Source organism: Pseudoxanthomonas sp. PXM01 (genome assembly GCF_014851815.1).
GTDB lineage: Bacteria > Pseudomonadota > Gammaproteobacteria > Xanthomonadales > Xanthomonadaceae > Pseudoxanthomonas_A.
The window spans coordinates 101,321-121,548 of record NZ_JACVAJ010000002.1 but is presented as its reverse complement, the minus strand read 5'-3'; the positions used below and the strand labels follow the sequence as shown (position 1 = coordinate 121,548).

Annotated in this window: 15 protein-coding genes and 7 tRNA genes; 17 read left to right on the top strand and 5 right to left on the bottom strand. The window is 65.9% G+C overall.

Going from position 1 to position 20,228, the window contains the following annotated elements:
- Positions 1 to 39: 39 nt before the first annotated feature.
- The 4 genes from ppk1 to IB230_RS09815 all read right to left on the bottom strand — a co-directional run bounded on the left by ppk1 (position 40) and on the right by IB230_RS09815 (position 5,962).
- A complete protein-coding gene (gene ppk1 / locus IB230_RS09830) occupies positions 40 to 2,127 on the bottom strand; it encodes a polyphosphate kinase 1 (protein WP_192271684.1) in 2,088 nt (695 codons plus the stop codon).
- Entirely contained in the window at positions 2,124 to 3,464 is a 1,341-nt protein-coding gene (gene phoR / locus IB230_RS09825) for a phosphate regulon sensor histidine kinase PhoR (protein ID WP_192271682.1), read from the bottom strand. The genes ppk1 and phoR overlap by 4 nt, the downstream gene beginning before the upstream one ends.
- A 64-nt stretch (positions 3,465 to 3,528) precedes the next feature.
- Complete coding sequence (gene phoB / locus IB230_RS09820) at positions 3,529 to 4,218, bottom strand: phosphate regulon transcriptional regulator PhoB (RefSeq protein ID WP_162336355.1); 690 nt, start codon at positions 4,216 to 4,218, stop codon at positions 3,529 to 3,531.
- A 103-nt stretch (positions 4,219 to 4,321) separates the two neighbouring features.
- Positions 4,322 to 5,962: a M48 family metalloprotease gene (locus tag IB230_RS09815; protein WP_192271680.1), complete on the bottom strand. Its 1,641-nt coding sequence runs from the start codon at positions 5,960 to 5,962 to the stop codon at positions 4,322 to 4,324.
- A 188-nt stretch (positions 5,963 to 6,150) separates the two neighbouring features.
- Here IB230_RS09815 and grxC point away from each other — a divergent pair, with 188 nt between their 5' ends.
- The 4 genes from grxC to IB230_RS09795 all read left to right on the top strand — a co-directional run bounded on the left by grxC (position 6,151) and on the right by IB230_RS09795 (position 9,443).
- Positions 6,151 to 6,438: a glutaredoxin 3 gene (grxC, locus tag IB230_RS09810; protein ID WP_225589479.1), complete on the top strand. Its 288-nt coding sequence runs from the start codon at positions 6,151 to 6,153 to the stop codon at positions 6,436 to 6,438.
- Complete coding sequence (locus tag IB230_RS09805; RefSeq protein WP_192271676.1) at positions 6,435 to 6,830, top strand: carboxymuconolactone decarboxylase family protein; 396 nt, start codon at positions 6,435 to 6,437, stop codon at positions 6,828 to 6,830. The genes grxC and IB230_RS09805 overlap by 4 nt, the downstream gene beginning before the upstream one ends.
- 149 nt (positions 6,831 to 6,979) lie before the next feature.
- Positions 6,980 to 7,987: an isocitrate dehydrogenase gene (locus tag IB230_RS09800; protein WP_192271674.1), complete on the top strand. Its 1,008-nt coding sequence runs from the start codon at positions 6,980 to 6,982 to the stop codon at positions 7,985 to 7,987.
- A 130-nt stretch (positions 7,988 to 8,117) separates the two neighbouring features.
- Positions 8,118 to 9,443: a Na+/H+ antiporter NhaC family protein gene (locus IB230_RS09795; RefSeq protein ID WP_192271672.1), complete on the top strand. Its 1,326-nt coding sequence runs from the start codon at positions 8,118 to 8,120 to the stop codon at positions 9,441 to 9,443.
- Between the two features lie 50 nt (positions 9,444 to 9,493).
- On the opposite strand, the gene IB230_RS09790 is transcribed toward IB230_RS09795, so the two are convergent.
- On the bottom strand, positions 9,494 to 10,255 hold the full coding sequence (locus IB230_RS09790) for a Bax inhibitor-1/YccA family protein (RefSeq protein WP_192271670.1): 762 nt from the start codon (positions 10,253 to 10,255) through the stop codon (positions 9,494 to 9,496).
- Positions 10,256 to 10,407: 152 nt separating this feature from the next.
- On the opposite strand from IB230_RS09790, the gene IB230_RS09785 reads away from it, so the two are divergent.
- From IB230_RS09785 to IB230_RS09725, 13 genes are all read left to right on the top strand, one after another.
- A tRNA-Pro gene (locus IB230_RS09785) sits at positions 10,408 to 10,484 on the top strand.
- A gap of 58 nt (positions 10,485 to 10,542) precedes the next feature.
- Positions 10,543 to 10,619 (top strand) — tRNA-Arg (locus IB230_RS09780).
- A gap of 38 nt (positions 10,620 to 10,657) precedes the next feature.
- Positions 10,658 to 10,734 (top strand) — tRNA-His (locus IB230_RS09775).
- Positions 10,735 to 10,808: 74 nt separating this feature from the next.
- Positions 10,809 to 10,884: transfer RNA gene (locus IB230_RS09770), tRNA-Lys, on the top strand.
- Between the two features lie 78 nt (positions 10,885 to 10,962).
- Positions 10,963 to 11,048: transfer RNA gene (locus IB230_RS09765), tRNA-Leu, on the top strand.
- A 205-nt stretch (positions 11,049 to 11,253) separates the two neighbouring features.
- A complete protein-coding gene (tig, locus tag IB230_RS09760) occupies positions 11,254 to 12,546 on the top strand; it encodes a trigger factor (protein WP_192271668.1) in 1,293 nt (430 codons plus the stop codon).
- Between the two features lie 75 nt (positions 12,547 to 12,621).
- Entirely contained in the window at positions 12,622 to 13,248 is a 627-nt protein-coding gene (gene clpP / locus IB230_RS09755) for an ATP-dependent Clp endopeptidase proteolytic subunit ClpP (protein ID WP_192271666.1), read from the top strand.
- Positions 13,249 to 13,375: 127 nt separating this feature from the next.
- Positions 13,376 to 14,659, top strand: coding sequence for an ATP-dependent Clp protease ATP-binding subunit ClpX (gene clpX, locus IB230_RS09750; RefSeq protein WP_192271664.1), 1,284 nt, complete (start codon positions 13,376 to 13,378; stop codon positions 14,657 to 14,659).
- Positions 14,660 to 14,842: 183 nt separating this feature from the next.
- Positions 14,843 to 17,293 carry an endopeptidase La gene (gene lon / locus IB230_RS09745; RefSeq protein ID WP_192271662.1) on the top strand — a complete coding sequence of 817 codons (2,451 nt, stop codon included), beginning with the start codon at positions 14,843 to 14,845 and terminating at the stop codon, positions 17,291 to 17,293.
- A gap of 193 nt (positions 17,294 to 17,486) precedes the next feature.
- On the top strand, positions 17,487 to 17,783 hold the full coding sequence (locus IB230_RS09740; RefSeq protein ID WP_225583236.1) for an HU family DNA-binding protein: 297 nt from the start codon (positions 17,487 to 17,489) through the stop codon (positions 17,781 to 17,783).
- A 35-nt stretch (positions 17,784 to 17,818) separates the two neighbouring features.
- Positions 17,819 to 17,893: transfer RNA gene (locus tag IB230_RS09735), tRNA-Val, on the top strand.
- Between the two features lie 84 nt (positions 17,894 to 17,977).
- Positions 17,978 to 18,054 (top strand) — tRNA-Asp (locus IB230_RS09730).
- Positions 18,055 to 18,210: 156 nt separating this feature from the next.
- Entirely contained in the window at positions 18,211 to 20,187 is a 1,977-nt protein-coding gene (locus IB230_RS09725) for a SurA N-terminal domain-containing protein (RefSeq protein WP_192271660.1), read from the top strand.
- Positions 20,188 to 20,228: the final 41 nt, after the last annotated feature.

Below are 20,228 nucleotides of genomic sequence, written 5' to 3'. Positions count from 1 at the left end.
GACGACGCATGCCATCGCGGGATGCGTCCAATGGTCGCATCACACCTTCGCCAGCAGCGTGCCCTGCGCGGAGTGCGGCGCGTCGTCGCCGGGCGTCAGCTTGACGTAGCTGCCGTCGGCCTGCAGTTCCCACGCATTGCAGTTGTCGTCCAGGTAGTTCTGCAGGCCATCCTTGAAGACGCGCGCGGCAAGATCCTTGTCGAGGATCGGGAAGCAGGTCTCCACACGGTGCAGCAGGTTGCGCTCCAGCCAGTCCGCACTGGCGCAGTACAGCTCCGGCGAGCCGTCGTTGCCGAACCAGTACAGGCGACTGTGTTCGAGGAAGCGCCCGACGATGGAACGTACACGGATGTTGTCCGAGATGCCCGGCACGCCGGGGCGTACGGCGCACGCGCCACGCACGATCAGGTCGATCCGCACGCCGGCCTGCGACGCCGCGTACAGCGCGCGGATGATGCGCGGCTCGTTGATGGCGTTGATCTTGGCGATGATGTGCGCCGGCTTGCCTGCCCTGGCCAGCTTGGCTTCGCGCTCGATCTTCTTGATCAGTCCCGGATGCAGGGTGAAAGGCGACTGCAGCAGGCGCTTCAGTTTGGTGGTGGGCGCCAGACCCGACAGCTGCTGGAACAGCAGGTGCACGTCGTTGCCGATGTCCGGATCGGCAGTGAGCAGGCCGATGTCGGTGTACGCACGTGCGGTGCCGCTGTGGTAGTTGCCGGTGCCGAGGTGCACGTAGCGGCGCAGCTTGCGGCCTTCGCGTCGCACGATCAGCAGCATCTTGGCGTGGGTCTTGTAGCCCACCACGCCGTACACGACCTGCGCGCCGGCTTCCTGCAGGCGGTCGGCCACACCCAGGTTGGCGTCCTCGTCGAAGCGCGCGCGCAATTCGACCACCACGGTGACGTCCTTGCCGTTGCGCGCGGCCTGCACCAGCGCCTCGACGATGGCCGAGTCCTTGCCGGTGCGGTACAGCGTCTGCTTGATCGCCAGCACGTCGGGATCGACCGACGCCTGCTTGATCAGGTCGAGCACGGCCCCGAACGAATCGAAGGGGTGGTGCAGCAGCACGTCGTCGTCGGCGATCTTCTCGAAGATCGCCTCGCTGTCGCGCAGCGGACGCGGAGTGAAGGCGGGGTACTTCAGCTCGGGGCGCTGCACCAGGTCGTACACCTGGATGACACGGTTGAGATTGACCGGGCCGTTGATCGGATACACCGCGTTGTCGGGCAGTGCGAAGTTCTGCAGCAACTGCCGCACGATGGGCTTGGGGCAATCGTGCGCGATTTCCAGCCGCACCGCCGGCCGGTAACCGCGACCGACCAGTTCGTCGCGCAGCGCCAGCGCCAGGTTCTCGACTTCCTCTTCGTCCACCACCACTTCGGAATTGCGGGTCACGCGGAACTGATACGAGCCCTTCACTTCCATGCCGGGGAACAACTCGTCCACGAACACCGACAGCACCGAGGACAGCAGGACGAAGTCGTTCTCGCCGCCCGACACGCGCTGCGGCAGGTGGATGATGCGCGGCAGCGAGCGCGGGGCGCGCACGATGGCCAGGTGGCCGGCGCGCCCGAACGCGTCCTTGCCCTTCAGCACCACCACGATGTTGAGCGACTTGTTGAGGATCTTCGGGAATGGGTGCGCCGGGTCCAGGCCCAGCGGCGACAGCACCGGCATGATCTCGTTGCGGAAGTAGGCGCGCAGCCAGCGCGTCTGCCGCGCGTTCCAGCTGTCGCGTCCGAATACGCGCACACCGGCTTCGGCCAGGCCGGGACGCAGCACGTCGTTCCAGCACTTGTACTGCGCGTCCACCAGTTCGGCGGCGCGGTCGTGGATCTTGTTGAGCACGGTGGCCGGGCTCATGCCATCCGCGCCCGGGGGCAGGCCGAAGTCGAGCGCGTGGCGCACGGTCGCGGCGCGGATCTCGAAGAACTCGTCCAGGTTGGTGCAGGAGATGCACAGGAAACGCAGGCGCTCCAGCAGCGGCACCGACGGGTCCTGTGCCTGCGCCAGCACGCGGAAGTTGAAGTCCAGCTGGGACAGCTCGCGGTTGAGGTAGAGCGATGGATCCCGAAGGGCGTCTTCGCCGGTCGCGTTGGCGGATGTCGTATCCAGGGCGGCGTTCATGCGATCTGGCTGTCCGTGGTGTGTGGCGTCGTGACGTCGAGGCGTGGCTCGACGCGTTCGGCACCGAAATGGATGGAGAACACGCTGCCCTGGCCGACCTCGCTTTCGATCTCGAGGCGGGCCTGGTGGAGGTTCAGCACGTGCTTGACGATCGACAGGCCCAGGCCGGTGCCGCCGCTCTCGCGCGACCGGCTTGTGGATACGCGGTAGAAGCGTTCGGTGATGCGCGGCAGGTGCGAGGTCGGGATGCCGTAGCCGGTATCGCGCACGCTCAGCACCGCGCCGTCGCCTTCGCGCGCGAAGCGGACGGTGATGGTGCCGCCGACCGGGGTGTAGCGCACCGCATTGCTGACCAGGTTGGAGAACGCGCTGTGCAGCTCCTTGTTGGAGCCGGACAGGTCTAGGTTGGCTTCGTCCTGCACCACGATGGTATGGCGACGCTGGCTGAGCGCTTCGGCCTCGCGCCGCAGCGTCGCCAGCATCGGTGCCATCGCCACGTTCTCGTCGGGCAGGCTGTCCTGCGCTTCCAGCCGCGACAGCGTCAGCAGGTCTTCCACCAGCTGCGTCATGCGCTGCGACTGTTTCTGCATCTCGCTGAGCATCGGCGCCCAGTCCGGATACTCCGTGGGCTCCAGCATGTCGAGGTAGCCGTGCACCACGGTCAGTGGCGTGCGGAGCTCATGCGACACGTTGGCGACGAAGTCGCGCCGCATCTGCTCCAGCCGCAGCATCTTGCTGACATCGCGTGCGACCAGCAGCCAGTACTCGTCGGAGTAGGGAATCAACCGCAGGTTGAGGCGCAGGTGCGGGTCCACCGGCGACGCGGCGTCCAGCATGGGTTCGGCATTGCGACCGGCGGCCAGCCAGTGCGACATCGGCAAGGGCTGCAGGCGGTCGCCGACGGGGGTGCCGATATCGGTCGGATACTGGAGTCCCAGCAGGTTGGTGGCGGCCTTGTTGAACCACTGCACACGCTGGCTGTTGCGTTCCACCACCACCACGGCATCGGGCAGGGCGGCGGCGGCGGCGCGGTAGGCGCGCAGCATGTCGAGCAGGCGCCGCTTGCGGGTACGCATTTCCGCCTGGCCGCGGAACAGGAGGCGATCCAGTTCGTTCCAGACGCCCTTGCCCTGGGCCGGCTCCATGCGCTGGCGTGCCGTCAGCCGCAGCAGGACCTTGCGCAGGCGCCAGTAGTGCCACGCCACCACACCGAGCGCGGCCAGCGTCACCACCGGCCAGACCTGGCCCAGCAGCAGGCCGACCACGATCGCCGCCGCCAGGATCAGCGCCAGTTGGCCGAGCGTCTTGAACCAGGCGGTGCGGATGTCGTGGGGCATGGATCGATTGTGTCAGATGTGTGTGACAGCCTGCGCCGGCCGCGCTTCCGCGCAACCTGCAGGGTCACATCGCCGCGGAGAAGCGGTAACCCGAGCCGCGGACGGTCTGCACCATGTTCTCCAGCGCGTGCGGTTCAAGCGTCTTGCGCAGGCGGCGGATGTGCACGTCGACGGTCCGTTCTTCCACGTAGACGCTGCCGCCCCAGACATGGTCGAGCAGCTGCGTGCGCGAGTAGACGCGCTCGGGGTGGGTCATGAAGAAGTGCAGCAGGCGGTACTCGGTGGGGCCGATGGCGACGGGGGTATCGCCGGCGAACACGCGGTGCGCGGCCCCGTCGATGCGCAGGTTGCCGACGGCGACGCTGCCGTCCTCGTCATCGTCGCGCGAGCGGCGCATGACGGCGCGGATACGCGCCAGCAGCTCGCGGGCGGAGAACGGTTTGACCACGTAGTCGTCGACACCGGCTTCCAGCCCGCCGACGCGGTCGTTCTCCTCGCCACGGGCGGTCAGCATGATGATCGGCACGTCGCGGGTCATGGCGTCCTTGCGCCAGCGGCGGGCCAGTTCCAGGCCACTGGTGCCGGGGAGCATCCAGTCCAGCAGGATCAGGTCCGGGACGCGGTCGGCGATGGCGTTCTGGGCTTCGCGGGCGTCGCCGGCGTGGATCGGTTCGTAGTCGCCCTTGCGCAGGGCGAAGGCCACCATGTCGCGGATGGCGGGCTCGTCGTCGACGATCAGGATGTGCTTCTGCACGCAGGGTCCGGGGAGGGGAGGAGGGACCGCGCCAGTAGACGACAATTTTGTGACGTTTACATGACATGCCGCAGGACTGTCATGCAGGCGACCCGATCGCCGGTCAGCGGCGTTCCATGTCGGGGTCGCGCACACCCTGTCGCCGGAGCTCCAGCACCTCGGGGGTAATGCTGGCGATCCGGGCATCCACCCGGGCGCGGGCATAGAAATCCAGGTCGCCCTGCTTCTTGAGATTCTGCAGCTGGATCAGCGCCTGCTCCGGCCGGCCGTTCAGGTAGGCGGCCTCGGCATAGGCTTCGCCGGCGCGGGCGGTGTCGCCGGCCAGCTCGTTGGCCCGGGCGAACTGCTGCTGGAACACCGGGTCATCGCCCGAGCGGGCCATCAACGGTCGCAGGACGGCCTGCGCGCGCTGGCCGGCCTCGCGGCCCCCCTGTTCGTTCAACACCTTGGCATAGGTCAGGGCGACCGGACGGTTCTGGGGGTACCGCTGCATCAGCGCATCGAAGCGATGGTTGGCCGCCGCTGCATGGCCGGTGCGCGATTCGGCTTCTCCCAGCGACAGCAGGACCCAGAGGTTGTCGTCGTGCTCGTCGGCCAGCCGTTGCAGCTCGGTGAACGCGGTGCGGGTGTCGCCACCCTGCAGGTGGGCCACCGCCAGGCCATAGCGCTGCGGGCCGGTCAGCGGCTTCCCGGCCTGGCGGCGCAGTGTCTCGTACTCGCGCACGGCCGCCGAGGGCGTGCTTGCGCTGAGGGCGCGCAGCCGCTCGCGGGCCCAGTCGAACTCTCCCGAGTCGCCCTGGCGGAACACCTGCGAGGGCAGGGTCACCGGGATGGGCAGCAGGGGATTGTCGCTGCGGGTTTCAAGCAGGGTGATGGCGTTGCGGTCGAAGCGCTCCACCCGCTCGCCGCCGGGCACGCTGGTAGTTGCCGTGACCTGGCTGCCCCGCATCTGGTCGGCGCGCTGGCGCGCTTCGCTGATGCGGGTGGTGGTAACCGGGTGGGTCTGCAGGTAGTCCGGGACCGATTCGCGGCCGCTGCCCCGCGCGACCCGGGTGGCCTGCTGCAGCTTGGCGAAGAAGCCGGCCATCGCATCGATGTCGTAGCCGGCACGGGACAGGGTACGGATGCCGACCCGGTCGGCTTCGGATTCGTTGGAGCGGGTGTAGTCGATCTGCCGCTGCTGCATCAGCCCCATCGCCGAGGCGATGGCCGCCTGCGAGGCGTCGCCGCTGGAGCTGCCACCGGCGGCCTGCGCCAGCACGATGGCGCCGAGCATGCCGAGCAGGATGGGAACCTGGTCGCGTTGGGCGCGCTCGACGCCACGCAGGACGTGCTGCTGGGTGACATGGGCGATTTCGTGCGACAGCACCGCGGCGACTTCGTCCTCGCGATCGGCGGTCAACACCAGGCCGGCGTTCATGCCGATGTAACCGCCCAAGGTGGCGAAGGCGTTGATCTGCCGGTCGCGCATCATGAAGAAGGTGTACGACTGCTGCGGGTTGTCGCTGTCGGCGCCGAGTCGGCCGCCGACGCCCTGCAGCCAGTCGGTGACCAACGGGTCCTCCAGCAGGTAACCGTAGTTGCGCAGCTCGCGCAGCATCATGCCGCCGTATTGCGCCTGACGGGCCGGTGTGAGCAGTTCGCCGGCGGAGGAGCCGATGTCGGGCAGACGGCTTTCCTGCGAGGCGGCCAACGGTGCGGCGAGCGTCAGGGTCAGGACGGTGGCGAGCAGCAAGGGACGCAAATCGGGCTCCGTGGCGGATAATGGCCGTCTTAATCAGGATGACCGGTCGTCGATCCGGGCGAGTGAATACGTGGTTAACCGGACCAGTACCGGTCCGCACTGTTCCACGCCGCCCCGCTGGAAGTCCGTTCGATCCGCCCGATATTGGCTGGGACCGCAGCCTGTCCCTTTCGTTCCGGAGAACTCCCTTGAGCGACACCCCGCAAGGCACCACGCCCGAGATCACCATTTACAGCACCGCCATCTGCCCGTATTGCGTGGCGGCGAAGAACTTCCTCAAGAGCAGGGGCCAGGCCTGGACCGAGGTGCGGATCGACCTGGATCCGGCCGAGCGCGAGAAGATGATCGCCAAGGCCAAGCGCACCAGCGTGCCGCAGATCTTCGTCGGCGACGTCCACGTGGGCGGCTACGACGACATGATCGCGCTGCACCGCGCCGGCAAGCTGGAGCCGCTGCTGGCCGGAGGTGCCGCATGAGCGCGGCCGACGACAGCCAGGACCGGGTGAAGGCCTTCACCGAGTTCCGCCAGCGCATGAACAAGCGCATCCTGGACGAGCCCAACCAGGTCGTCCGCCGCTTCTTCGCGCTGGACACCCAGACCTACCAGGAAGGCGCGCTGGACGTGAAGACCAAGGAGCTGCTGGGCCTGGTCGCCTCGATGGTCCTGCGCTGCGACGACTGCATCAGCTACCACGTCGCCCAGTGCAAGGAGGCCGGCGTGACGCGCGAAGAGTTCTTCGAGACGTTCTCGGTGGGCCTGGTGGTCGGCGGTTCGATCGTCATTCCGCACCTGCGCCGAGCGGTGGATTTCCTCGACCAGCTGGAAGGCGGGCAGGCCGATGCGCCTGCCGTCCACGACCACGGCTGAGCGTGTCCGGCGGCCCCGTCACGGGGTCTCCGACCATCGTCGATTTGGGCCCGCATGGGGCCCTCGGGCATAATGGCGCGCAAACCTCTTCCCCTTTGCGCCCGTCGCGACCCCGTCCGACGCGTGCCCCTGTTCGGAAACCCCACTCAATGACCCAGACGATTACGGTCATCCGCGGCGACGGTATTGGCCCGGAGATCATGGACGCCACCCTGTACGTGCTCGACGCGATGAAGGTCGGCCTGACCTATGAAGACGCTGACGCCGGCCTGGTGGCGCTCGAAAAGCATGGCGACCTGCTGCCGCAGGCCACCCTGGACTCGATCCGCAAGAACGGCGTGGCCCTGAAAAGCCCGCTGACCACGCCGGTGGGCGAGGGCTTCAGTTCGATCAACGTGGCGCTGCGCCGCCACTTCGATCTGTACGCCAACGTGCGCCCGGCCAAGTCGTTCCCGAACACCAAGTCGCGCTTTGCCTCCGGCGTTGACCTGATCACCGTGCGCGAGAACACCGAAGGCGCCTACATCGGCGAAGGCCAGTCGATCTCGGAAGACGGCGAAACCGCCCTGCTGACGCAGAAGATCACCCGCAAGGGCTCCGACCGCATCGTGCGCTACGCCTACGACCTGGCCCGCAAGACCGGCCGCAAGAAGGTCACCATCGTCCACAAGGCGAACATCCTGAAGACCACGTCGGGCCTGTTCCTGAAGGTGGCGCGCGAAGTCGCCGCGCAGTACCCCGACATCGAGACCAACGAGATGATCGTGGACAACACCTGCATGCAGCTGGTGATGCGTCCGGAGCAGTTCGACATCATCGTCACCACCAACCTGTTCGGCGACATCATTTCCGACCTGTGCGCCGGCCTCGTCGGCGGCCTGGGCCTGGCCCCGGGCGCCAACATCGGTGCCGATGCGGCGATCTTCGAAGCGGTGCACGGTTCGGCGCCGGATATCGCCGGCAAGGGTGTCGCCAATCCGTGCGCGCTGCTGCTGGGCGCGGCGCAGATGCTCGACCACCTGGGCCAGCCGGACAAGGCCGAGCGCCTGCGCGCGGCGATCATCGCCACGCTGGAAGCCAAGGATTCGCTGACGCCGGACCTGGGTGGCAGCGGCACCACGATGACGTTCGCAAAGGCCATCGCCAGCCGCGTCTGAGCCTTTCGGACGGGCGGTACAGCAACGGGACGCGCAGCGTCCCGTTTTTGTTTGCGTATGTCCCATCCATGAGGTTGGATGCGAGGCGAAGGGCACGCACAATCCGCGGCCCACGCAGAAGGCCCTGTTCATGTCCGTCCGTCCCAGCGCCCTCGCGCTGACTCCGCTGCTGCTGTTCCTGGCGCTGTTCTTCGGCGCCGGCCTGTATTACACCGAGCAGGGCGATGCGATGGGGTTCTATCGGCTGCATGCGCCGGTGGCGATCCTGCCGGCCATCGCGCTTGGTCTGTGGATCGCGCACCGGGCAGGCGTCAAGGCGATGGACACGCTGCTGCAGGGCATCGGCGACAGCAACATCGTGCTGATGTGCCTGATCTTCCTGCTGGCGGGCGGCTTTGCCATGGTCACCAAGCAGATCGGCGCCGTGGATGCGGTGGTCGCACTGGGCGTGGGAGCGCTGCCGCCCGCGCTGATCCTGCCGGGACTGTTCCTGGTGGCTGGCTTCCTCTCATTGGCGGTGGGTACGTCGATGGGCACGATCGCGGCCGTTACCCCGATCGCGCTGGGCGTGTCCGATGCCGCCGGCATCGATCGCGCGCTGGTGGTGGGTGCGGTGATCGGTGGTGCGACCTTCGGCGACAACCTGTCCGTCATCTCGGATACGGCCATTGCCGCCGCCCGTACCCAGGGCTGCACGGTGCGCGAGAAGTTCCGGGAGAACATCAAGATCGCGCTGCCCGCCGCGGTGGTGACGCTCGCGCTGCTGGCCGTGGTGGGCGACGCTTCGCCCGTCGAGGCGGCCGAACCGGCCTCGCCCTGGCTGGTGCTGCCCTATGTGCTGGTGCTGGCGCTGGCGATCAGCGGGCTCGACGTGCTGGTCGTGCTGACCGTCGGGCTGGTGGTCGCGGGGCTGTTCGGTGTGTTCTTCGGGCCGCAGGATTACGGATTGCCCACCTTCACCGACGACATCTACGCCGGCTTCGAGAGCGTGGTGGAAATCACCCTGCTGGCGCTGTTCATCGGCGGCCTGGGTGCGCTGATGAAGGCCAGCGGCGGTCTGCACTGGTTGGCGGCCCAGATTTCTCGGCTTGCCCGTGGCAACACCGGGCGTCGTACGGGCGAGTGGTGCATCGCCGCGCTGGCGTCGCTGACGGATGTGTTCACCGCCAACAACACGGTGGCCATCCTGATCAGCGGCGGCGTGGCGCGCGATATTGCCGAACGCCACGACGTACCGCCCGCGCGTGCGGCCAGCGTGCTCGACATCTTCGTCTGCATCGTCCAGAGCCTGTTGCCGTACGGCGCGCAGATCCTGCTGGCGGCCTCACTGGCCGGGCTGTCGCCGCTGGCGCTGATGGGCAAGGTGCACTACTGCTGGCTGCTTGCGATCGTGACCGTGCTCTTCATGGTGTGGCCGTCGCGTCGGCATCGACAGACCAGCACGGCGAACGGCTGAAAAGAAAAGGGCGCCGGAAGGCGCCCTTTTCATGAAGACCGGCGTTGTGTTCAGTCGCGCGACTGCAGCTTCGACAGCAGGCGCAGCAGTTCCAGGTACAGCCACACCAGCGTGACCATCAGGCCGAACGCGCCGTACCACTCCATGTACTTCGGCGCGCCCTGTTCGACACCGGTTTCGATGAAGTCGAAATCCAGTACCAGGTTCAGCGACGCGATGACCACGACGAACAGGCTGAAGCCGATGCCGATGAGGCCGGATTCGTGGATCAACGGAATCTTGATGCCGAAGAAGCCGAGCGCGATGGTCGCCAGGTAGACCAGTGCGATGCCGCCGGTAGCGGCGACCACGCCCAGCTTGAAGTTCTCGGTAGCCTTGATCAGGCCGCTGCGGTAGGCGAACAGCAGCGCGAACAGGATGCCGAAGGTCAGCATCACCGCCTGCATCACGATGCCGCCGAACTGCGCGTTGTAGACCGCCGAGATTGCTCCCAGGAAGAAGCCTTCGACCAGCGCGTACAGCGGCGCAGTGACGGGCGACCAGGTCTTCTTGAAGACCGTGATCAGCGCCAGCACCAGGCCGCCGATGGCGCCGCCCCACATGTACACCGCGAAGCCGGGAGCGGGCAGGCCGTCCGGGCCCAGCGCCTGGTTCCAGGAGAACGCGGCGGTCAGCACCGTCAGCAACAAGAGGATCCCGGTCTTGTTGATGGTGCCGTTGAGCGTCATCGCCTCGCCGTCGCGCGCGACGACCGCGCCGCTGCCAAGGTCGAGGAACGTCGATTCCTTCAGTGCCGGATTGCCGCTACGCATGGTGGTCCCCTCACGTGGTTGCTGGACATGCTGTCCCCAGACCGGGAGCATATCGCAGGCCGGGGTCGATCACGTTTTGTTTGACAGTCGGGCCGCGGATTCCGACAATACGCGACCTCGTTGACGTCCAGACGTCACGCCGGGACCCTCGTCGGGGTATAGCGCAGTCTGGTAGCGCATCTGCTTTGGGAGCAGAGGGTCGGGGGTTCGAATCCCTCTACCCCGACCAGTCTGATGTGCCGCTAGGGTGTGTTCCGGAAGGGCGGGGATGCGACAATCCGGACAGAGCGCCCGTAGCTCAACCGGATAGAGCACCGGCCTTCTAAGCCGGCGGTTACAGGTTCGAGTCCTGTCGGGCGCGCCACGTGTGGCAAACTTCGGCAGGAGCAACAGGTTTCAGTGGTGGATGTAGCTCAGTTGGTTAGAGCACCGGATTGTGATTCCGGGGGTCGCGGGTTCAAATCCCGTCTTCCACCCCATCGATGCAAAAATCCTGCTTCGCAGGGTTTGTAACAAGCAAGGGATGCGGGTACACTACGCGCCCAGTTTTTCGGGGCTGTTAGCTCAGTTGGTAGAGCAGTTGACTCTTAATCAATAGGTCCAAGGTTCGAATCCTTGACAGCCCACCAAAGCCGAAAGCGCCCGGTCACTCCGGGCGCTTTTTTCTTGCCGGGCCCGGCGGGCCGATGCGTACAATGCGGCGACCTGCGAAAGTGGCGGAATTGGTAGACGCACTGGATTTAGGTTCCAGCGGGTAACCCCCGTGAGGGTTCGAGTCCCTCCTTTCGCACCATGCTGGCGCCGAGACGGCCCCGCCGATGCCCGTGAGCGGCCCCGATGGCGGCTCCGCAATCCTGATGTCCCGTCCCCGCTGGCAGCCTGCGGCGGAATCGGCGAAACTAGCAAGTTCCGCCGGGACGGGCCTTGTGCCTGCGTCCCAGGCGTCCCGGATTATCAACATCGCCCCGGCTGAGCCGTGGCCGCAGGAGTCAGTGAGTATGCAAGTTTCGGTCGAATCGGTCGGCAATCTCGAGCGCCGCATGAGCTTCAGCCTGCCGGCGGAGCGTCTGGACACCCACATCGGCGGCCGCCTGCGCGAGCTGTCGCGCACCGCGCGCATCAAGGGCTTCCGCCCCGGCAAGGTGCCGGCCAAGGTCATCGAGCAGCGCTTCGGTGACCAGGTGCGTGCCGAAGCCCTCGACGGCCTGCTGCGCGAGACCTTCAACAATGCCGTACGCGACCAGGAGCTGCAGCTGGCCGGCAACCCGCGCATCGAGAAGCAGGGCGAAGGCGAGCTGGACTTCGTCGCCACGTTCGAGGTGGTGCCGGACTTCGGCGACGTCGACGTTGCCAAGCTCACCGTGGTACGCAATACCGCCGACGTCAGCGACGCCGACATCGACCAGATGATCGACAACCTGCGCATGCAGCGCCGCACCTTCCAGGTCGTCGAACGTGGCGCGCAGGAAGGCGACCGTGTTGCGCTGGAGACGTGGTCGCAGGCGGGCGATGAGCGCATGCCGGCCGAAGGGTCCGAAAAGGGCGCCACCCTGATCGGGTCGGGCGTGATGTTCGGCGAGATCGAACAGGCGCTGGTCGGCCTGACGAAGGGTGACGAGAAGACGGTGTCGGTGACGTTCCCGGCCGACTGGCGTGTGCCGCAGCTGGCGGGCCGCCAGGTTGACGTGCACGTCAAGGTCACCGACGTGGCCGAATCGGTGCTGCCCGAGGTCGATCGCGAGTTCATCCGCAGCTTCGGCGTGAAGAGCGGCGACGCCGAGCAGTTCCGCTCGGACATCCGCAGCAACCTGGAGCGTGAGCTGAAGGGCGCGCTGATGACCCGTCTGCGCCGTGAAGTCGGCGAGCAGCTGATTGCCGCCTACGCCCATGTCGAGATGCCGCCGCGCCTGGTCGAGAACGAGGCCCGCGTGATGGTCCAGCAGGCCGCCGAGCAGGCCCGCCGCCAGGGCCAGAACGTGCAGATCCCGGACAATGCCCACGAAGGCTTTTTGGATGCCGCCCGCAAGCGCGTCCTGGTCGGCCTGCTGGTGGGCGAGGTGGCCCGCCGCAACCAGCTGCGCCTGGACCCGAAGCGCCTGAACGAGACGCTGCGCCTGATCGCCTCGACCTACGAAGAGCCGGAGCAGGTCATTGAGTTGTACCGCAACGACCCCCAGTTGATGAACAGTCTGCAGGGTCGTGTGATGGAAGAGCAGGTGATCGACTGGATCGCCGAGCGCGCCCAGCACACCGAGCAGGCGCTTTCCTTCCAGGAAGCCATCCGCAACTGATCCGGGCGCCCGCCCGGGCAGAAGGTCCGGCTATCCTAGGCCGGACCTTCCCATGAACGACAGGCGCGAGAACCGATGACCATTCAAACCCAAGCCCTCAACCTGGTGCCGATGGTGGTCGAACAGACCAGCCGCGGCGAGCGCGCCTACGACATCTATTCCCGTCTGCTGAAGGAGCGCGTGATCTTCCTGGTGGGCGGCGTGGACGACCACGTGGCGAACGTCATCGTGGCGCAGATGTTGTTTCTGGAAGCCGAAAATCCGGAGAAGGACATCAGCCTGTACATCAACTCGCCGGGTGGCGTGGTGACGGCCGGCATGGCCATCTACGACACCATGCAGTACATCAAGCCGGACGTGAGCACGATCTGCGTGGGCCAGGCGGCCAGCATGGGCGCGCTGCTGCTGGCGGCGGGCGCGAAGGGCAAGCGGTATGCGCTGCCGAATTCGCGCGTGATGATCCACCAGCCGCTGGGCGGCTTCCAGGGCCAGGCCACGGATATCGACATCCATGCCCGCGAGATCCTGACGCTGCGCGCCAAGCTGAACGCCATCCTGTCCCACCATACGGGCCAGTCGCTGGAAACCATCGAGCGCGATACCGAGCGCGACAACTTCAAGAGCGCGGCGGATTCGCAGGCCTATGGCCTGGTCGACCAGGTGCTCGAGCGTCGCCCGGACGATTCCATCCAGTCGGCCTGATCCCCGGATTGAGCGGTTTTCTGGCCCAAATCCCCCTGTTCACGGGCCCGGCTGACACGCCGGGACCGTGTGCTATTCTCCGACCGCAAGCCCTCCCGGGCAGGTTGAGCGACCGAGTAATACCAGCATGAGCGAAGATCGTCAGGGCCGTTCCGGCGACAGCACAAAAATCCTGTACTGCTCGTTCTGCGGCAAGAGCCAGCACGAGGTCCGCAAGCTGATCGCGGGCCCGAGCGTGTTCATCTGCGATGAATGCGTGGAGCTGTGCAACGACATCATCCGCGAAGAGCTGGAAGAGAAGGCGCAGTCCGCCCGCAGCCACCTGCCCAAGCCGCGCGAGATCCTCGAGGTCCTGGACCAGTACGTGATCGGCCAGAACCGCGCCAAGCGCACGTTGGCGGTGGCGGTCTACAACCACTACAAGCGTATCGAGAGCCGCAGCAAGAACGACGAGGTCGAACTGGCCAAGTCGAACATCCTGCTCGCAGGCCCGACCGGTTCGGGCAAGACGCTGCTGGCGGAGACGCTGGCACGCCTGCTCAACGTGCCGTTCACCATCGCCGATGCCACCACGCTGACCGAAGCCGGTTATGTGGGCGAGGACGTGGAGAACATCATCCAGAAGCTGCTGCAGAAGTGCGACTACGATGTCGACAAGGCGCAGCAGGGCATCGTCTACATCGACGAGATCGACAAGATCTCGCGCAAGAGCGAGAACCCGTCGATCACCCGGGACGTGTCCGGCGAAGGCGTGCAACAGGCGCTGCTGAAGCTGATCGAAGGCACGGTCGCCAGCGTTCCGCCGCAGGGCGGCCGCAAGCACCCGCAGCAGGAATTCCTGCAGGTCGACACCAAGAACATCCTGTTCATCTGCGGCGGTGCGTTCGCCGGCCTGGACAAGATCATCCAGCAGCGCAGCACCGAGGCCAGCGGTATCGGTTTCGGTGCCAAGGTGAAGAGTTCCGAGAAGAAGCCGGAAGTCGGCAAGGTCTTGTCGGAAGTCGAACCGGAAGACCTGATCAAGTTCGGCCTGATCCCCGAGTTCGTCGGCCGCCTGCCGGTCGTCGCCACGCTGGAAGAACTGGACGAGACCGCACTGGTCAAAATCCTCACCGAGCCGAAGAACGCCATCACCAAGCAGTTCAAGAAGCTGTTCGAGATGGAAGGCGTCGAACTCGAGTTCCGGCCCGACGCGTTGTCGGCGATCGCCCGCAAGGCGTTGAAGCGCAAGACGGGCGCACGTGGTCTCCGCACGATCGTGGAGTCGGTGCTGCTCGACACGATGTACGAGTTGCCATCGCTGGAGAACGTCAGCAAGGTGGTCGTGGACGAGTCGGTGATCGAACACAAGTCCGAGCCGTACCTGATCTACCAGAATCCGCCGGCACCGAAGGTCGCCTCGGCGGAGTGATCCGGCCGCAAAACTTCTCCTGACAGGCGCCCTCGTGGCGCCTGTTCAGTTTCTGGCGCTCGCCTGCAAGTCGCCGGTTCCATTGGGGTTTTGGCGACGCTCTTGCATCCCCCCGGCGATGGCCCCATAACGGGCCCATTGGTGCGCACGCACCTCCGTATTCCGACCTTCGCTGGAGCCCCCATGCCCCGCCGTCCCCAGACTGAAATCCTCGACCTGCCGGTCCTTCCGCTACGTGACGTGGTGGTGTTCCCGCACATGGTCATCCCGCTGTTCGTGGGGCGTGACAAGTCCATGCGTGCGCTGGAGCAGGCGATGGAGGCCGACAAGCGCATCATCCTGCTGGCGCAGAAATCCGCCGAGACGGACGATCCTGCCGCGGCCGATCTGTACACCGTCGGCACGCTCGCGCAGGTCCTGCAGTTGCTGAAGCTGCCGGATGGCACGATCAAGGTGCTGGTCGAGGGCACCACGCGCGTGAGCGTGTCGAATGTCGTCGAGCGTGATGGCTCCCTGTATGGACAAGGCGAAGAGGTCGATTCCACTGACGCCCGCGAGCCGCGCGAGATCGAGGCCGTGGCCCGCTCGCTGATGGGCCTGTTCGAGCAGTACGTGAAGACCAATCGCAAGCTGCCGCCCGAACTGCTGCAGACTCTGGCCGGGATCGACGAGCCGAGCCGGCTTGCCGACACGATCGCCGCGCACCTGGGCGTGCGCCTGAGCGACAAGCAGCGCCTGCTGGAAACCGTCGAGGTCGGGGAGCGGCTTGAGCTGCTGGTCGGTTTCGTCGACGGTGAAATCGACGTGCAGCAATTGGAGAAGCGCATCCGCGGGCGCGTGAAGTCGCAGATGGAGAAGAGCCAGCGCGAGTACTACCTCAACGAACAGATGAAGGCCATCCAGAAGGAGCTGGGCGAGCTCGACGAGGCGCCCAACGAACTGGAAGAGCTCGCACGCAAGATCGCTGAGGCCGGCATGCCGAAGCCCGTCGAAACGAAGGCGCGCAACGAACTCAACAAGCTCAAGCAGATGTCGCCGATGTCGGCGGAGGCGGCGGTCGTCCGCAACTATCTGGACTGGCTGCTCGGCGTGCCGTGGAACAAGCGCACCAAGGTGCGCAAGGATCTCAAGGTCGCGCAGGACACGCTGGACGCCGACCACTACGGTCTGGAGAAGGTCAAGGAGCGCATCCTCGAGTACCTCGCGGTGCAGTCGCGCGTGAAGAAGCTGCGGGGCCCGATCCTGTGCCTGGTCGGCCCGCCGGGCGTCGGCAAGACCTCGCTGGGCCAGAGCATCGCCAAGGCGACCAACCGCAAGTTCGTACGCATGTCGCTCGGCGGCGTGCGCGACGAGGCGGAAATCCGCGGACATCGCCGGACCTATGTCGGCTCGATGCCGGGCCGCATCGTGCAGAACCTCAACAAGACCGGCAGCAAGAACCCGCTGTTCGTGCTGGACGAGATCGACAAGATGTCGATGGACTTCCGCGGCGATCCCTCGTCCGCGCTGCTCGAGGTGCTGGATCCGGAACAGAACAACGCCTTCAACGACCATTACCTCGAGGTCGATCTGGATCTGTCCGAGGTGATGTTTGTCGCGACCTCGAATTCGCTGAACATTCCGGGTCCGTTGCTGGACCGCATGGAGGTCATCCGCATCCCGGGTTACACCGAGGACGAGAAGGTCAACATCGCACAGCGTTACCTCGTGCCGAAGCAATTGAAGGCGAATGGCCTGAAGGCTGACGAGCTGAAGATCGCTGAAAGCGCGATTCGCGACCTGGTGCGCTACTACACGCGCGAGTCCGGTGTGCGTAATCTCGAGCGTGAAGTCGCCAAGATCTGCCGCAAGGTGGTCAAGGAGATCGCGCTGGCGGGGCCCAAGCCGGCAAAGAAGAAAGCGGCTGCGATGCAGGTCAGCTCCAAGAATCTGGAGAAGTACGCCGGCGTGCGTCGCTACGACTTCGGCCGCGCCGAGGAGCAGAACGAGATCGGTCTGGTCACCGGGCTGGCGTGGACGGAAGTCGGCGGCGACCTGCTGCAGATCGAAGTCGCGCTGGTGCCCGGCAAGGGCAACATGCTGCTCACCGGACAGTTGGGCGATGTGATGAAGGAATCGGGTTCTGCGGCGATGTCCGTCGTGCGCGGCCGGGCGGTGAGCCTGGGCGTCGATGCGGAGTTCTTGCAGAAGCACGACGTGCACCTGCACGTGCCCGATGGCGCGACGCCGAAAGACGGTCCGAGTGCGGGCATCGCAATGGTGACCGCACTGGTATCCGCGCTGACCAAGAACCCCGTGCGCGCGGACGTGGCGATGACCGGCGAGATCACGTTGCGTGGCCGCGTCACCGCGATCGGTGGCCTCAAGGAAAAGCTGTTGGCGGCCCTGCGTGGCGGCATCACTACCGTCATCATTCCTGACGAGAACAAGAAGGACCTGGCCGACATTCCTGCGAATGTCACCGACGGCATCAAGATCGTGCCGGTGAAGTGGATCGACGAGGTGCTCGATCTCGCGCTGGAGCGGCCATTGGCGCCGGTGCCCGCCGCAGGCGGTACGGGCGGCGAGCGGAAGGTACCGGCGACCAAGAAGGAGCGCAGCAAAGGGTCTCAGCAACCCGGCGTGAAGCATTGAACAATGCGACGGGCGGTGCTTGTCATCGCCCTGAAACCCGCGTCATTGCTGGGTTTTCGGCTTGCGTGGCATTTTTTGCACTGGTATAACGACGTCACCCGCATGCACGAGGCTGTGCCTTGATGCGCGTGGACATAACGGACGGTTCCAGTGAGGCAAGTGAAGCCCGCGGTTCCGGCCACTCATTCCGCGGTTGTGCCGCACAGGGAGTTACTCAATGAACAAAACCGAATTGATCGATGCCGTCGCCGACGAAGCCGAAGTGTCCAAGGCCGAAGCCGGCCGCGCCGTCGACGCCGTCATCTCCAGCATCACGAAGGCCCTCAAGAAGGGCGACAGCGTGACGCTGGTCGGCTTCGGCACCTTCCAGGTCCGCAAGCGCGCCGCCCGCACCGGCCGCAACCCGAAGACCGGCGACACCATCAAGATCAAGGCGTCCAAGAATCCTGCGTTCAAGGCTGGCAAAGCCCTGAAGGATGCCGTAAACTAATCGACTCGCTGCCGATGGCAGGGTGCGATCACCCTGGGTGCTTAGCTCAGCGGTAGAGCGTCTCCCTTACACGGAGAGGGTCGGGGGTTCGAAACCCTCAGCACCCACCACATCGGGGCGGTGCAAGGTTAAAAAAATTGTTGGATGGTCTAGCGGAAAGCGCTGAAATCGTCTTACAATGTTCGTCTCAGCGCGGAGTGGTAGTTCAGTCGGTTAGAATGCTGGCCTGTCACGCCGGAGGTCGCGGGTTCGAGTCCCGTCCACTCCGCCATTTCACCCAAAAAGCCCGCGAAAGCGGGCTTTTTGCTGTCCTCGTCTTGTGGGACGTCTCGGCCGGCCTGCCTCGAGGGTTGCCGCAGGATGGCGAGACGCCGCCTCCATGGCGCGCTAAACTTCGCGGCTGAACGAATTCGGGTCCCGTGCGCACATGCTGCAGAAACTCCGCGACAAAACCTCCGGCTGGATCGCCAGTCTCATCCTGGGTCTGCTGATCATTCCGTTCGCCTTCGTTGGCGTGAACGAGTACATGACCGGTGGCACCGCCAGTGACGTGGCGCTGGTGGAAGCGCCGCCGACTTGGTGGGAGTCCGCGCCGCAGTGGTGGCCGGCGTCGATGCTCTGGCAGCGGGAAGAGGTTACCCAGGAGGACTTCCGCGCGGCGTTCGAGCAGGCACGCCAGCAGCAGCGCCAGGCGCTGGGTGATGCGTTCGATCCGCGCGAGTTCGAAAGCGCGGACAACAAGCGCAAGGTGCTGGAGCAACTGATCGACCAGAAGGTGCTGGCGCTGGGCGCGAAGCGTGCCGGTATCGTCGTGGGCAACGCGGCCGTGCAGGAGATGATCGCGAGCGAGCCGGCGTTCCAGGTCGACGGCAAGTTCAGCCCCGAGCAGTACCAGATGCTGCTCGCATCGCAGGTGCCGGCGGTCTCGCCGCTGCAGTTCCAGGAACAGCAGCGCGAGCGCCTGCGCATGCTGCTGGTGCCGCAGGCCATCGGCGATTCCGACTTCGTGACCGAAGGCGAACAGACGCGCATGTGGAAGCTGTTGGGCGAGACGCGCGACATCGGCGTTGCGCTGCTGCCGCCGGTGGCGGAGGACACGGCGCCTGTCACCGATGCGCAGGTCAAAGCGTGGTACGACGGCCACAAGAACGATTTCAAGCGACCCGAGCAGGTGTCGTTGGAGTACGTCGAGATCAATGGCGCGACGCTGCCGGTCGCGGCGGCAGCCGACGAGGCGGCGCTGCGCAAGCGCTACGAGGCCGAGAAGTCGCGCTTCATGTCGCCGGAGCAGCGTGTGGTCGCGCACATCCTGATCGCGACCGACGCCGGTGCGGACGCCGCCACGCAGAAGAAGGCCGAGGAAAAGGCTGCCGCACTCGCCAAGCAGGCGCGCGAAGGCGCCGACTTCGCGGCATTGGCGCGCGCGAATTCGGAAGACCCTGGTTCGAAGGACGCCGGTGGTGAGCTGCCGCCGTTCGCGCAGGACGGTTCGATGGTCAAACCCTTCGAAGACGCCGCGTTCGCCATGCAGACCGGCGAGATCCGCGGTCCGGTCAAGAGCGACTTCGGCTATCACGTGCTGCAGCTGAAGCGGATCGATGCCGGTACGGGACGCAGCTTCGAAGAAGTGCGCGGTGAGCTGGCGACGGAAGAGGCCAACAGCGAGCGCGACCGGGCGTTCAACGATCTGGCCGGACGCCTAGTCAATGAAACATTGAAGAACCCGACGGCGCTGGCGCCGGCGGCCGAAGCCACTGGCCTGTCGCTGCAGAAGCTGGGTCCGTTCTCGCAGGAAGCGCCCCAGGGCATCGCGATGGTGCCGGCGGTACTGCGGGCGGCGTTCTCCGACACGCTGGTGCAGGACGGCACGATCAGCGATCCGATCGAAATCGCACCCAACCACAGCGTCGTCATCCGCGTCGCCCAGCACACGCCGGAGCAGGCGTTGCCGCTGGACAAGGCGCGCGATGCCGTGGTGCTCGCCATCCGCGCCGATCGTCAGGAAAAGGCGGCATTGGCTGCGGCTGATGCGCTGGTCGCCCGCGTGCAGAAGGGCGAGTCGCTGGCGACGGTCGCTGCGGCCGATGGCCTGCGTTTCAACGAACTGCCGGGTCTGCGCCGCGGGATGCCGATGCCCACGGCCGAGGCCAACGACGCGATCTTCGCGGCGGGTCGACCGGCGGACGGCAAGGTGGTCGCCGGCAAGGTGGCGTTGGGCGACGGCGCCTATGCCGTGTTTACCGTGAACAAGGTGACCGATGGCGCGATCGCGGACGTGCCTGCGGAAGAGCGCGCGGCCATGCAGCAGCAACTGGCGCAAATCAATGCCGGTATCGCGACCCAGGCCTACGTTGACGCGCTGCGCAAGCGCTTCAAGGTGAAGGTGTTCGAAGAGCGCCTCTGAGTCGCCTTCGCTGTCGAGTACGATCCGAATCCCGCCTCCCG